This is a genomic window from Reyranella massiliensis 521, assembly GCF_000312425.1.
In the GTDB taxonomy this organism is placed as follows: Bacteria; Pseudomonadota; Alphaproteobacteria; order Reyranellales; family Reyranellaceae; genus Reyranella; species Reyranella massiliensis.
In genome coordinates this window covers 3,090,672-3,104,061 of sequence record NZ_HE997181.1, presented here as the reverse complement: position 1 = coordinate 3,104,061, position 13,390 = coordinate 3,090,672, and the positions used below count along the sequence as shown (strand labels likewise).

Here is a 13,390-nt window from a genome sequence, read left to right as displayed (position 1 = left end):
GATGATTCTAGACAATCTCCTCGGCCTCACCGCCGAGGCCGAGAGTGCGGCCGATCGCCATGAGACGGCCGCCCGTGAAGCAGTCCGCAAGCTTGTCGCGCCCAAGGGCAAGGTCGATCCTGCACTGCTCGAACGCGAGCAGTTTGCGGCGCATGGCTTTGCCTGGATCGCGACCTACGTCGCGGCCCTGCGCCAGATGCGGCGTTGGGCCGAGGCAGGGCACGACGGCGAGCTGGAGAAGCTGATCCTTCAATCTGCCTTCGGCGAATATCTCGCCCAGCTCAAGGGCGGCATCGCCATCAGCCAGGTCGAGATCGTACGGCCGGGCGACCTTGGTCTCGATGGCGCGGCGCTCGAAACGCCGGCGGTGGCCAGGCTGATCGCGGCCAACACGCCGGCGGTGCGCGGCCGCATTGCTGAGCTGATCGCCGACGGACTCGAGACCGGCGGCTTCGGCGCGCTGGGCCTCGACGACGAGGCGCTGGAAGAGGTGCGTCGCCAGTTCCGCCGCTTCGTCGATACGGAGGTTGGTCCGCATGCCCATGGCTGGCATCTCCGGGACGAACTGATTCCGATGCCTGTGGTGCAGAAGATGGCCGAGCTGGGCGTGTTCGGCCTCACCGTTCCAGAGGAGTGGGGCGGGCTGGGCATGGGCAAGCTCGCCATGTGCGTCGTCACCGAGGAGCTGTCGCGCGGCTATATCGGCGTCGGTTCGCTGGGCACGCGTTCGGAGATCGCGGCCGAGCTGATCCGCTCCGGCGGCACCGAGGCGCAGAAGAAGAAGTACCTCTCGCGCATCGCCTCGGGCGAGCTGCTGCCGACGGCCGTGTTCACCGAACCGAACACAGGCTCCGATCTCGCCAGCCTGCGCACGCGCGCCGTGCTCGAAGGCGATACCTACAAGATCAACGGCAACAAGACCTGGATTACGCACGCCGCCCGTGCCGACATCATGACCTTGCTGGCGCGCAGCGATGCATCGAAGCCCGGCTACCAGGGCCTCTCGATGTTCCTCGCCGAGAAGCCCCGCGGCGACGATGCCAATCCGTTCCCGGCCAAGGGCATGACCGGCGGCGAGATCAAGGTGCTCGGCTATCGCGGCATGAAGGAATACGAGATCGGCTTCGACGGTTTCGAGGTGCCGGCGGCCAACCTGCTGGGTGAGAAGGAAGGCCACGGCTTCAAGCAGCTCATGGCGACCTTCGAGAGTGCGCGCATCCAGACCGCGGCGCGTGCCGTCGGCGTGGCCCAGAACGCGCTGGAGCTGGGCCTGCGTTACGCACGCGAGCGCGTCCAGTTCGCCAAACCGCTCTATGCCTTCCCGCGCGTCGCCGGCAAGGTCGCCTGGATGGCGGTCGAGACCATGATCGCGCGCCAGCTCACCTACTTCGCCGCGCGCGAGAAGGACTCCGATCGCCGCTGCGATATCGAGGCCGGCATGGCCAAGCTGCTGGCGGCGCGCGTCGCCTGGAGCAACGCCGACAACGCGCTGCAGATCCACGGCGGCAACGGCTACGCGATGGAATATCCCGTGAGCCGCGTCCTGTGCGACGCCCGCATCCTCAACATCTTCGAGGGCGCCGCCGAGATTCAGGCCCAGGTCGTCTGCCGCGGCCTGATCGAAGGCCGGAACTAGCGTCGGCTGCCGCCGGCGAAGCGGTCGGTGGCGCGAATCAACTGATCGAGGATGCCCGGTTCCGAATAGGCGTGGCCGGCACCCTCGATCAGATGGAAGTCGGCCTCGGGCCAGGCCTTGTGCAGGGCGTAGGCGTAGCGCGCCGGGCAGGGCATGTCGTAGCGACCATGGACGATGACGCCGGGAATGCCGCGCAGGCGATCGGCGTCGCGCAGGAGTTGGCCTTCCTCCAGCCAGCAGCCATGGATGAAGTAGTGATTCTCCAGGCGCGCGAAGGCGAGCGCGAAATGATCCTCGCCATGCTCGGACGACAGGGAGGCGTCGGGCAGCAAGGTGACGGTCTCACCTTCCCAGACGCTCCACGCCTTCGCGGCTTCGATCTGCACGGCGCGGTCGGGGCTGGTGAGGCGCTTGCGATAGGCCGCGATCATGTCGCCGCGCTCCGCTTCGGGAATCGGCGCCTGGAACTTCTCCCATTTGTCGGGGAACATTTCCGAGACGCCGAACTGGTAGTACCAGGCGAGCTCGGCCTTGGTGACGGTGTAGATTCCGCGCAGCACCAGCTCGCTGACCCTCTCGCGATGTTTCTGGGCGTAGGCGAGCGCGAGGGTCGATCCCCACGATCCGCCCAGCACCAGCCATTTGTCGAAGCCCGCCAGCTCGCGCAGACGCTCCATGTCGTCGACGAGATGCCAGGTCGTGTTGGCGTCGAGTCCGGCATGCGGCGTCGATTGTCCACAGCCTCGTTGGTCGAACAGGATCACGTCGTACGTCGAGGGATCGAACAAGCGGCGATGATCCGGCGAGATACCACCACCGGGGCCACCATGGAGGAAGACCGCGGGCTTGCCGCCACGCTTGCCGACACGCTCGTAGTAGATCGAGTGGCCGTCGCCGACGTCGAGCATGCCGCTGAGATACGGTTCGATCGGCGGGTAGAGTGAGCGCAAGGAGGTCATGATCGTCCTGTCCGGAAGGGCATTATTTGCTGTGACGAAGCAATTAAAAGCGATTGATCCGCAAGGGAAGCCAGTCATCAATGCTGACGTTGATGTCATTGTTTTTGGAGATTGTATGACGCGGATCGTTGCAGCCGTTGCCGCCCTGTTCCTGGTCACTGGTTGCGTCCAGACGACGAAGCCCGACGCACCGGGCGACGTGCAAAGCGCGTGCTACCAGAACTTCGTGGTCGAAGGGACGCCCGGCATCTCGAACGTGAACTACCGGAGCTGGCGCGAGTTTCCCGGTCTCACCGATCAGCAGCGCGCGCTCAACAATCTCCGCTCCGCAATGATGGCGGAAGGGTTCAGCAATATCGGTGTCGATGCCTCTGCCGGCGCGCTCACCGCGGTCCAGGCTCATTCCATTCCCAGCCGGGCGCCGACGCTTCGCGTTTCGGCGCGGAAGGTCGGTGCCGGCGTCCGCGTCGATGCGGTCTTCATGATTCTGCAAGGTCAGACGTCCGACTCCACCATCGTACGGCGCAACCTGTGCCGGATCGTCGACGCGGCAAACCTCTAGGAGTCGGCAATCGAGATGGCTGGCGTCGCCGCCGTTGTGGCGACGACGCCGGTATCGGTCGCGTTGTCGGCTCAGCGAATCTCTGACGCTTCTGCCCGGCCCGCGAGGCCCGACTTGATGCCGAGCCGGTCGAGCAGCTCGGCGTCGCGGTTGCGCTGCGGGTTCTTGGTCGTGAGCAGGACGTCACCGATGAAGATCGAGTTGGCGCCGGCCAGGAAGCAAAGCGCCTGCAGCTCGTCGGTCATGTACTGACGGCCGGCCGACAGCCGGACGACGCTGGCAGGCATCAGGATGCGGGCGACCGCGACGAGCCGGACCAATGCGATCGGGTCGGGGCGCTCGGCGGTGTCGTTGACCGGCACGCCCTTGACCTCGTTCCACATGTTGATCGGCACGCTTTCCGGCGGGCTGGGCAGGTTGGCCAGCAGCAGGAGCATGCCCAGCCGGTCCTCGACCTGTTCGCCCATGCCGATGATGCCGCCGCAGCAGACCTTGAGGCCGGCGTCGCGGGCGTGGGCCAGCGTGTCGATACGGTCCTGCAAGGTCCGCGTCGTGATGATCTTGTCGTAATATTCCGGCGAGGTGTCGACGTTGTGATTGTAGAAGTCGAGCCCGGCTTCGCGCAGTCGCGCCGCCTGCGCAGGCGTCAGCATGCCGAGCGTGGCGCAGGTTTCCATGCCGAGGCCTTTCACGGCGCCCACGATGTCGCAAACGCGATCGAGATCGCGGTCCTTCGGATTGCGCCAGGCGGCAGCCATGCAGAAGCGGGTCGCGCCGGCGGCCTGCGCACGGCGTGCGGCTTCCACGACAGGCGCCTGGTCCATCAGTCGGGTGGCCTTCACGTCAGTATCAAAGTGGGCGCTCTGCGAGCAGTAGCCGCAATCCTCCGGACAGCCGCCGGTCTTGATGCTGAGCAGGCTGGCGGTCTCGACATGGTTGGGATCGAAGTTGCGGCGATGAACGGTCTGCGCCTGGAACATCAGCTCGGCGAAGGGCAGGGCATAGAGCGCTTCGGCTTCTGCCCGGGTCCAGTCGCGGCGCGACTGGGCCGGGGCATCGGTCGCATCATCCATGCGCGGGGTTACTGCATTCATCGCCGGGACCTCTGACCTAAGCTGAACGAAAAGTCGCCGGCATCCTTATCATGAAGATGGCGATCTCGTGTCGGCGACCTTGATACCCATGACCTTCTTGGGAGGGAAGCGCTTGAAGGTGCCGAGATGGTTGCGCATGCCGAGCTGGAAAGCCTCCACATAGGCGAGCTTGCGCGTCAGGTAATTGTGCTGCTCCTTGGGGTCGAGATAGAGATTGTAGAGCCTCGGATAGGCGAAGCGTTCCAGCACGCCGGTAAAGCCGCCAGTCCCAAAAGCGTCCGTCGAATTGTCGCTCGTCGCCGACAGCACCATCTTGTATTCGCCGCAGCGCAATCCCGAGAAGGTCTGCGACAGCCAGTAGTAGTGGTACTTGCGGCTAGAAAGACCGTCGGGTGCGAGGATGAACGAACTCTGGTCGATGCCGTCGATGTAGCGGTCCGAGGGCAGCAGATCGGACGCACCGGCGAGCGCGAGCGCCGTCGGCAGGATGTCGTTGAAGTCGAACAGGCCATCGCTCTGACGCCCGGCGTCGATCGTGCCCGGCCAGTAGAGCAGGCCGGGGACGCGCACGCCGCCTTCCCAGGTCGAGCCCTTGGCGCAGCGGAACGGCGTGAAGGCGGCATCCGGCCAGGTCTCCATGTGCGGGCCGTTGTCCGAGGAGATGAAGATCAGCGTGTCTTCGAGCTGGCCCGACTCGCGGAGCGCTTCGACCAGCCGGCCCATGATCTCGTCGAGTTCGAGCAAGGTGTCCTTGTAGGGATGCCTGGCCGGTGACTTGCCGAGATATTTCTCGTGCGGGTAGTTGTCGAAGTGCGCGCCGCGCGTGCAGTGGTAGAGCAGCCACGGCTTGTCGGACTTTGCCTGCTTCTTGATGAAGTCGATGGAGTAGCGGCACCACTTCTCGTCGAGTTCGGAGAGGACGGGGATGGTGACTTCCTCGACGTTGGTGGCTTCCTTCCCCTTCGTCGCGTGCACGAAGCAGCGGTTGAAGGGCATGTTCTTGATCCACTCGGTCCGGGCGTCGGAATAGACGATCTCCGGGAAGAAGTGCGGGTCGCGCCATTCCGTGTACATGTCGGAGACGGAGAGGAAGCCATAGAAATCGTCGTAGCCGACATTCTGCGGCTGCGATTCGATGTTCTCGCCGATGTGCCACTTGCCGACCGCCTGGGTCGTGTAGCCGGCCTGGCCGAGCAGCATGGGCAGCGTGACTTCGCCCTGCAGGCCGCCAGGCTCGCCGTACATCGGCGGGCGATGCAGGCCGTGGCGGTTGGGGACGCGGCCGGTATGCAGCGTGGCGCGGGACGGCGAGCAGGACGGTTCGGAGTAGCAGGAGGTGAGCTGCAGGCCGCCGCGCGCGATCTTGTCGAAGTTTGGCGTCGGAGCGCCGACCGCCACGCCGCCGCCATAGCAGCCGAAGTCGCCCCAGCCGACATCGTCCATCAGGTAGATCAGGATGTTGGGCTTCTTCTTGCGCGCCGCGAGCTTGCGTGCTGCGATCTCGATGTCGGCCTTATGCACGAAGCCCGGCTCCAGATGATCGGCCTTGCGCACCGTTGATGTGGCGATGGCATCGAATGTCGGCATGCTTCCTCCGCGTGACTTTGGAGTCACGCTATCGCCCGGCGTGCCAAGGGCAAGACAGAATCGCTTGCGGCAGACGATCGACGGTCTAGCGGGCGACGTCCGTCGCGATGGCCCGGGCGAGGGCATTGAGCGGCGGGCCGTAGCGCCTGCCCGCATCGGCTTCGGTCATCGCCGAGCGCGTGAAGCGCATGGAAATGCAGCCCAACACGCGCGGGCCATTTCGAATGGCGACGGCAATGCCCTGCAGGCGGCCGGGGCGCGGCAACGAGGCAAAGGCGTAACCATCGCGCCGTATCCGCGCGAAGGCCGCGGCGAGGCTTGCATCGCGGCGCGCGCCGAGATCGCGCAGGACGGCACGCCGCTCCTCGTCCGAACAGAAAGCGAGCCAGGCTCGCCCCAGGGCGCCGGTCAGGATCGGGCTGCGGCGCTGCAAGGCCGAACGCTCGAAGGACATCGGACTTTCCGGCGCCGTCGAATAGCGGATGGTGATGGCGCGATGGCTGATCGTGCCGAGGTAGAGCGGCCAGCCATGCTTCTGCGTGAAGCGACGCATGTGCGGGGCGGCGGCATCGACGAAGTGATCTACGAAGCGGATGCCCTGGGCGAGGCCCAGCACGCGGTCGGTGAGCCGATAGCCGAGATGACGCGAAACCTGGGTGACATAGCCCAGCTCGATCAACGTCTTGAGGAGCCGCACGACGGTCGGACGCGGCAGGCCGGTTTCGTCTGCCAAGACGGCAATGGTGCCGTGCGGGCGCCGGCTCAAGGTTTCGAGGACGATAAAGCTGCGCCGCACCGGCTCGATCATGCGGAGACACTATTCCGTAATACGGACTCTGTCGACTTGGTCGCAGAAAAGCCGTGCAGGTCGGGCTAGGCTTACCCCAAGAAGACGAGAGGAATCATGCTCCGAAGACGACACCTTGTCGTGGCAGGCGCCGCTGCAGTCCTCGCCGCGCCGACCATCGTGCGGGCCCAGAAGTTCCCTGCCGGCCGCGTGACCATGGTCGTGCCGTTTCCAGCGGGTGCGGCGACGGATCTCGGCGCGCGTGTCTATGCGGAGCAATTGTCGGCGATCTGGGGGCAGCCCGTGGTGGTCGACAACAAGGGTGGCGGCAACGGCATTCCGGCAGCCGAGTTCGTGGCGCGCGCTAAGCCGGACGGGCTTACAATCTTCGCAACCTCGGCAATGACCCAGGTGGTCAATCCCGCGATCTACGCCAAGCTGCCCTACGATGCGATCGAGAGCTTCGAGGCGGTCACGCGCATGGGCCTGTCGCCGTTCGTGCTGCTGGTCGACAGGAACAGCCCGATCAACACGGTGAAGGAGCTTACGGCGAAGCTCAAGGCCGAACCCGGCAAGCACAATTTCGCCGCGGGCTCGTTGCCGTCGCGCGTGGCCTCGGAACTCTACAAGATGCTGGCCGGCGTCGAGGCGGTCTATGTCGGCTACAAAAGCAACCCGCAGGCCATCCCCGACGTGCAGAGCGGCTTGATCACTTTCATGATGATCGACACGACCAACGCCAAGCTGGCCATCGATCGTGGCGCACTGAAGGGGTTGATGCTGACCGATACGGAACGGTATCCGCCGATTGCCGACGTGCCGACGGCGGCGGAAGCGGGGATGCCCGACATGCTGCTCACCACCTGGTCGGGCTTCTACGTACCGAAGGGTACGCCGCGAGATATCGTGGACAAGATCAATGCCGACATCCGCACCGTCGCCGCCATGCCGGAAACGGTCGCCAAGCTCGACTCCATGGGCTCGGCTCCAAAGCTGATGAGCCCGGACGGGTTCGCGGCGTTCGGGCGCGCCGAGAAGGAGCGCTGGGGCAGCATCATCCGTCGTGCCAACATCAAGGTCGAATAAGGAGACGTCTCATGAGCAGCCTGACTGGCAACAAGGGACCTCGTTACCGTCACATCGCCGACGAATCGGCGCCGTACGAGACCCTTCAGATCGACAAGCTGACGCCCGTCATCGGTGCGGAAGTGGGCGGCATCGACCTGTCGAAGCCGCTGGGCAACCGGCAGATCGACGAGCTGCACCGCGCCCTTGCCGAGAACTGCGTGATCTTCTTCCGCGACCAGCACATCACGCAGGACCAGCATCTCGCTTTCGGACGGCTGTTCGGCGACCTGCACATCCACCCCGCCGCGCCGGCGGAGCCCGGCAAGCCGGAGCTGATGATCATTCGCGCCGACAAGGACTCGCCGCGCGCCAATGGCGAAGGCTGGCACACCGACGTGAGCTGCGATGTCGAGCCGCCGATGGGCAGCATCCTCTACATCAAGCAGTGCCCGCCCAAGGGCGGCGATACGCTGTTCGCCAACATGTACGCCGCCTACGAGGCGTTGTCCGACCGCATGAAGGCCTATCTCGACGGCCTCACGGCGATCCACGATGGCGAGGACGCCTATCGCGGCACGTACGCAAACCTCGGCGTCAAGGACAAGCCGGTCTATCCGCGCGCCGAGCATCCGGTCGTTCGCACCCACCCGGTGACCAACCGCAAGGCGCTCTACGTCAACCGCGGCTTCACCAAGCGTCTGGTCGGCGTGCCGCGCGACGAGAGCGAGGGCATCCTGCGCTACCTCTTCGAGCACATGGAGAATCCGCTCTTCCAGTGCCGCTTCCGGTGGCGCGAGAATTCGATCGCCTTCTGGGACAATCGGTGCGTCCAGCACCGGGCGATGTGGGACTACTGGCCGCATACGCGCAGCGGCAATCGGGTCACGGTGGCGGGCGACAAGCCTTACTGACAATGCCCGGCCGTGATACTGACGGTGCGTGCTCGTAATCTTTGATTGCGATGGCGTGCTGGTCGACAGCGAGCCGATCGCCAATACCTGCTTTGCTCGCGCTCTCCAGCGCGAGGGCCTGAACTGGAGCGTCGAGGAAACGATGCGCCGGTTGATGGGCCGCTCGATGAAATCCTGTGTGGAGATCGTCGAGGGCGAACTCGGGCACGCCCTGCCGTTCGGCTTCATTGATCGGCTGCAGGCCGATACGCTGCAAGCCTTTCACGATGCGCCCCTGCGCGCCGTACCCGGAGTCATCGCGGCGATCGACGTCATCGAAGCGGCTGGCGCGGTGACCTGCGTGGCAAGCTCGGGCGGCTTCGACAAGATGCGCGTGACCTTGGGCATCACCGGCCTGTGGCAGCGCTTCGAGGGGCGCATCTTCAGCTCGGCTGAGGTGCCGCGCGGAAAGCCGTTCCCCGATCTCTTCCTGCATGCGGCCCTGCGCATGAACGTGCAGCCTTTTGCCTGCACCGTGGTGGAGGATTCGCTGCCGGGCATCCAGGCGGCGCACGCCGCGGGCATGCGTGCCGTGGCCTATGTCGGCGCTGCGCATACCGATGCTGCGGCCCTGCAGGCGGCAGGCGGTTATCCGTTCAACGACATGTCGAAGCTGCCGGCTCTGGTCGGGTCATGACCGGAGGCCCGATGACCGGAAACTGGTCGATGGGCAGCGGCCGCCCCGAGAAGGTGATCGTCGTCGGCGCCGGTATGGCCGGGCTCGTGACCGCACGACTGCTTCATGATTCGGGCTTCCGGGTTACGGTGCTCGAGGCGCGCGATCGTACGGGGGGGCGCGTCTGGACCGACAGCCGTATCGGCGCGCCCGTCGATCTCGGTGGCTCGTGGGTCCACGGCGTCGAGGGCAATCCGCTGGCGCTGTGGTGCGACAAGCTCGGTGTCCAGTTGATCGAGTCGCAGGGCGAACGCCTCCTGATCGACAAACGCGCCACGGCGCCGACACGCGAGGGCCAGCGCCGCCGCGCCATCAGGGGACGCCTCGCCTTCAAGGCCGCGATCGAATGGGCCACTTGGAAGAGCAAGGCAATGACCCGCGTGCGCGGGCCGCGTTCGATCTCCGTACGTGATGCCGTGGAGCCGCTGCTCGGCGCATCATGGCTGCCCGAGATCGACCGGCTGGTCGTGGCGACCTTCGTCGAGATGAGCGAGGGCGTGCAGAGCGCGCCGTGGGAAGCCGTGGCGGCGGCAGAATGGTTTCCGACCGAAGGGCTCGACCGTAACGCCCAGCCCAAAGGAGGCTTCCACACGCTGATCGACGATGCCGCGCGCGGGCTTGCGATCCGTCACGGCGTGGCGGCGGAATGCATCGCCTGGACCGGGCAGGGCGTCACGGTCCATCTCCAGGGCGGCGAGCGCCTCGAAGCGGATCGCGCGGTCGTGGCCGTTCCTGTCGGCCTGCTGCGCGCGGGACTACCGGCGCTGGATCCGGTGCCGCCCCAAGCGCAGCGCATTGCGATCGGCCGACTGGGTTATGGCGCCGGCATTCTCGGCAAGATCTACCTGCGCTTCCCGAAGCGTTTCTGGCCGGACCAGCCGAAATGGTTTGGCCGGCTGCCAAATTCGCCGCGCCAGCGCGGCACCTTCAATACCTGGGTGAGCCATCACGAAGAGACGGGCCTGCCGATCCTGCTCAGCTTCGCCAACGGCGATACCGCCATTCGCCTCGATCGCAACGCGTCCGACGGAGATGTCGTGAAGGTCGCGATGGCCTCGTTGCGGGCGATGTTCGGCAACGACATTCCCGAACCCGAAGCCGTGGCCTTTCCGCGCTGGCTGAGCGACCCTTGGTCGCGCGGCGGCTATTCCTATCCCGGCGTCGGCAGCGATCCGGAAGACTGCACGGCACATGCCCGTCCGCTGGGGAGCCGCGTGTTCTTCGCCGGCGAAGCGACCGAACCTGTCGAATACGGCACGGTGCACGCAGCGCTTTGGTCGGGCGAGCAGACGGCCGAAGCGATCTTCCGCGCCGCTACGGGCACGGCAGCCACCCGCGTGGCGCGGCCCTGGGCTGCCGCGCGTACTGGCGCGGGCCGGCACAATGCGGGATAAGCCCCTATGACCCTCGCAAACGTCCTGTTCGTTCTCGTGCTGGTGTCGGCCTTCGCCACGCTCGGCACTTTGTTCGCCGGCCTGATCAGCATGAGCCGCAATCAGGATGGCAGCATCGACGGCAGCCGCCGCAGCAATCGCCTGATGTGGTGGCGCGTGCGCCTGCAGCTCCTGACGATCGTGCTGATCCTGCTGTGGTATCTCGCGAGCCGGAGCTAGGCGATGGCCGTCAACCTCACGCGTATCTACACGCGCGGTGGCGATGCCGGGCAGACGTCGCTGGGCCGCGGCGAGAGGGTCGCCAAGCACGATATTCGCGTCGAGGCCTACGGCACGACCGACGAAGCCAATTCGGTGATAGGTCTTGCGCGCAATGCGATTGCACGCGCCGGCGCAAAAGATCCGCGCTTCGAGGAGGCCGATGCGATGCTCGGCCGCATCCAGAACGATCTGTTCGATCTCGGCGCCGATCTCTGCACGCCCGAGGGCAAGACCAAGCGCGACGAGCAGGCGCTGCGCATCGTGGCATCGCAAGTCGAACGGCTCGAACGCGAGATCGACGCAATGAACGCCGAGCTGCAGCCGCTGAAGTCGTTCATCCTGCCCGGTGGCAGCGAAGCGGCGTCCTGGTTGCATCTGGCGCGGACCGTGGCGCGCCGCGCCGAGCGCTGCATGACGCATCTGGCGGCCGAGCAGCCGATCAACCCCGAGGCGATCAAGTACATCAACCGACTGTCGGATCATCTGTTCGTGCTTGCACGTCGACTGAACGACAACGGCGCAGCAGATGTGCTGTGGGTACCGGGCGGGGCGCGTTAGCCGCTCCAAGCTGTTGAAAGATAGGGCAAAAAGCTTTCACCCTGCGATTTTGTGCAGTGCGCCATAGCCTTGACATGATCGGCTGAACACCCCTACACGAAAACCCCCTCGCCGGGCGTTCGAGCCGGGCGGCAACTCACCGATAGGCGCAACGCGATGAAAGTGCTGGTCGCGGTCAAGCGGGTCATCGACTACAACGTCAAGATCCGCGTCAAGGCCGACAACACGGGTGTCGAGACGGCGAACGTCAAGATGTCCATGAATCCCTTCGACGAGATCGCCGTGGAAGAGGCGATCCGCATGAAGGAGAAGGGCGCGGCGACCGAAGTCATCGCCTTTTCTGCAGGTCCGGCCCAGTGCCAGGAGACGATCCGCACCGCGCTCGCCATGGGCGCCGACCGCGGTATCCTCGTGCAGGCCGATGGCGAGCTGCAGCCGCTGGCCGTCGCCAAGCTGCTGAAAGCCGTGGTCGAGAAGGAACAGCCCGGCCTGGTCATCGTCGGCAAGCAGGCAATCGATGACGACTCCAACCAGACCGGCCAGATGCTGGCTGCGCTGCTCGGCTGGTCGCAGGGCACCTTCGCCAACAAGATCAACGTCGCCGACGGATCGGTCGAGGTGAAGCGCGAGGTCGACGGCGGCCTCGAGAACATCAAGATCAAGATGCCGGCGGTGATCACCACCGACCTGCGCCTGAACGAGCCGCGCTACGCGTCGCTGCCGAACATCATGAAGGCGAAGAAGAAGCCGATCGAGACCCTGGCGCCGGATGCGCTGGGCGTCGACGTCGCGCCGCGCCTCAAGACCCTGAAGGTCGAGGAGCCGCCGAAGCGCAAGGCCGGCATCAAGGTGAAGACCGTTGCCGAGCTGGTCGACAAGCTGAAGAACGAAGCGGGAGTCATCTGACCATGGCCATTCTCGTCGTTGCCGCGCATGACGGCAAAACGGTCCGCGCCAACGTCGCCAACGCGGTGACGGCTGCCGGCCAGATGGGCTCCGACGTTACCGTGCTGGTGGCGGGCTCTGGAGCCGACGAAGCCGCCAAGTCGGCCGCCGCGATCCAGGGCGTCGCCAAGGTGCTGCAGGCGGACGATGCTGCCTATGCTAACTGGCTGGCCGAGGACATTGCGCCGCTGGTCGTGAAGCTTGCGCCGAACTACAGCCACGTCGTGATGGCGGCCGACTCGGTCGGCAAGAACATCGCGCCGCGCGTTGCCGCACTGCTCGACGTCGCGCAGGTCTCGGAGGCGATCCAGGTCGTCTCGCCCGATACCTTCGTGCGCCCGATCTACGCCGGCAACGCCATGGCGACCGTGCAGACCGCCGACAAGGTGAAGGTCGTGACCATCCGTCCGACCAACTTCAAGGCGGCCGCCGCGGGCGGCTCGGCGGCGATCGAGAAGATCGGCGGCGAGGGTGCCAAGGGTCTGTCATCCTATGTCGGTGCCGAGCTCTCAAAGAGCGAGCGGCCCGAGCTCACCAGCGCCAAGATCGTCGTCAGCGGCGGCCGCGGCCTGCAGAGCGGCGAGAACTTCAAGATGCTCGAGACGCTGGCCGACAAGCTCGGCGCCGGCCTCGGCGCCAGCCGCGCCGCCGTCGATGCGGGCTATGTGCCGAACGACTACCAGGTCGGACAGACCGGCAAGGTGGTGGCTCCGGACCTCTACATCGCCATCGGCATCTCCGGCGCGATCCAGCATCTCGCCGGCATGAAGGACAGCAAGACCATCGTGGCGATCAACAAGGACGAGGAAGCGCCGATCTTCCAGGTGGCCGACTACGGCCTCGTGGGTGATCTGTTCCAGATCGTTCCGGAACTGACGGCCGCGGTCGAGAAGAAGTAGTCAGAACCCCGTAG

At 65.6% G+C, this 13,390-nt stretch carries 14 protein-coding genes; 10 read left to right on the top strand and 4 right to left on the bottom strand.

Going from position 1 to position 13,390, the window contains the following annotated elements:
* The first annotated feature begins 1 nt into the window (after window position 1).
* Window positions 2-1,636, top strand: coding sequence for an acyl-CoA dehydrogenase family protein (locus tag BN60_RS15190; protein WP_020696946.1), 1,635 nt, complete (start codon window positions 2-4; stop codon window positions 1,634-1,636).
* On the opposite strand, the gene pip is transcribed toward BN60_RS15190, so the two are convergent.
* On the bottom strand, window positions 1,633-2,595 hold the full coding sequence (pip, locus tag BN60_RS15185; protein ID WP_020696945.1) for a prolyl aminopeptidase: 963 nt from the start codon (window positions 2,593-2,595) through the stop codon (window positions 1,633-1,635). The two genes, BN60_RS15190 and pip, sit on opposite strands and share 4 nt — an antisense overlap.
* Here pip and BN60_RS15180 point away from each other — a divergent pair.
* Window positions 2,594-3,157 (top strand): M15 family metallopeptidase, encoded by a 564-nt coding sequence (locus BN60_RS15180; RefSeq protein WP_148283432.1) that lies wholly within the window; start codon window positions 2,594-2,596, stop codon window positions 3,155-3,157. The genes pip and BN60_RS15180 overlap by 2 nt on opposite strands.
* Before the next feature lie 71 nt (window positions 3,158-3,228).
* On the opposite strand, the gene bioB is transcribed toward BN60_RS15180, so the two are convergent.
* From bioB to BN60_RS15165, 3 genes are all read right to left on the bottom strand, one after another.
* Window positions 3,229-4,251, bottom strand: coding sequence for a biotin synthase BioB (gene bioB, locus BN60_RS15175; RefSeq protein ID WP_043283963.1), 1,023 nt, complete (start codon window positions 4,249-4,251; stop codon window positions 3,229-3,231).
* 48 nt (window positions 4,252-4,299) lie between these two features.
* On the bottom strand, window positions 4,300-5,838 hold the full coding sequence (locus BN60_RS15170; RefSeq protein ID WP_020696942.1) for an arylsulfatase: 1,539 nt from the start codon (window positions 5,836-5,838) through the stop codon (window positions 4,300-4,302).
* 85 nt (window positions 5,839-5,923) lie between these two features.
* Window positions 5,924-6,646, bottom strand: coding sequence for a helix-turn-helix domain-containing protein (locus tag BN60_RS15165; protein ID WP_020696941.1), 723 nt, complete (start codon window positions 6,644-6,646; stop codon window positions 5,924-5,926).
* A gap of 96 nt (window positions 6,647-6,742) precedes the next feature.
* Here BN60_RS15165 and BN60_RS15160 point away from each other — a divergent pair, with 96 nt between their 5' ends.
* The 8 genes from BN60_RS15160 to BN60_RS15125 all read left to right on the top strand — a co-directional run bounded on the left by BN60_RS15160 (window position 6,743) and on the right by BN60_RS15125 (window position 13,376).
* Window positions 6,743-7,711, top strand: coding sequence for a Bug family tripartite tricarboxylate transporter substrate binding protein (locus BN60_RS15160; protein ID WP_043283962.1), 969 nt, complete (start codon window positions 6,743-6,745; stop codon window positions 7,709-7,711).
* Between the two features lie 11 nt (window positions 7,712-7,722).
* On the top strand, window positions 7,723-8,604 hold the full coding sequence (locus tag BN60_RS15155) for a TauD/TfdA dioxygenase family protein (protein ID WP_020696939.1): 882 nt from the start codon (window positions 7,723-7,725) through the stop codon (window positions 8,602-8,604).
* 28 nt (window positions 8,605-8,632) lie between these two features.
* Complete coding sequence (locus tag BN60_RS15150) at window positions 8,633-9,280, top strand: HAD family hydrolase (RefSeq protein WP_020696938.1); 648 nt, start codon at window positions 8,633-8,635, stop codon at window positions 9,278-9,280.
* A gap of 11 nt (window positions 9,281-9,291) precedes the next feature.
* Window positions 9,292-10,713 (top strand): flavin monoamine oxidase family protein, encoded by a 1,422-nt coding sequence (locus tag BN60_RS15145; protein ID WP_215905911.1) that lies wholly within the window; start codon window positions 9,292-9,294, stop codon window positions 10,711-10,713.
* 6 nt (window positions 10,714-10,719) lie between these two features.
* Window positions 10,720-10,932 (top strand): twin transmembrane helix small protein, encoded by a 213-nt coding sequence (locus BN60_RS15140; RefSeq protein WP_020696936.1) that lies wholly within the window; start codon window positions 10,720-10,722, stop codon window positions 10,930-10,932.
* Window positions 10,933-10,935: 3 nt separating this feature from the next.
* A complete protein-coding gene (locus BN60_RS15135; RefSeq protein ID WP_020696935.1) occupies window positions 10,936-11,532 on the top strand; it encodes a cob(I)yrinic acid a,c-diamide adenosyltransferase in 597 nt (198 codons plus the stop codon).
* Between the two features lie 156 nt (window positions 11,533-11,688).
* Complete coding sequence (locus tag BN60_RS15130; RefSeq protein WP_020696934.1) at window positions 11,689-12,438, top strand: electron transfer flavoprotein subunit beta/FixA family protein; 750 nt, start codon at window positions 11,689-11,691, stop codon at window positions 12,436-12,438.
* A 2-nt stretch (window positions 12,439-12,440) separates the two neighbouring features.
* A complete protein-coding gene (locus tag BN60_RS15125; protein WP_020696933.1) occupies window positions 12,441-13,376 on the top strand; it encodes an electron transfer flavoprotein subunit alpha/FixB family protein in 936 nt (311 codons plus the stop codon).
* Window positions 13,377-13,390: the final 14 nt, after the last annotated feature.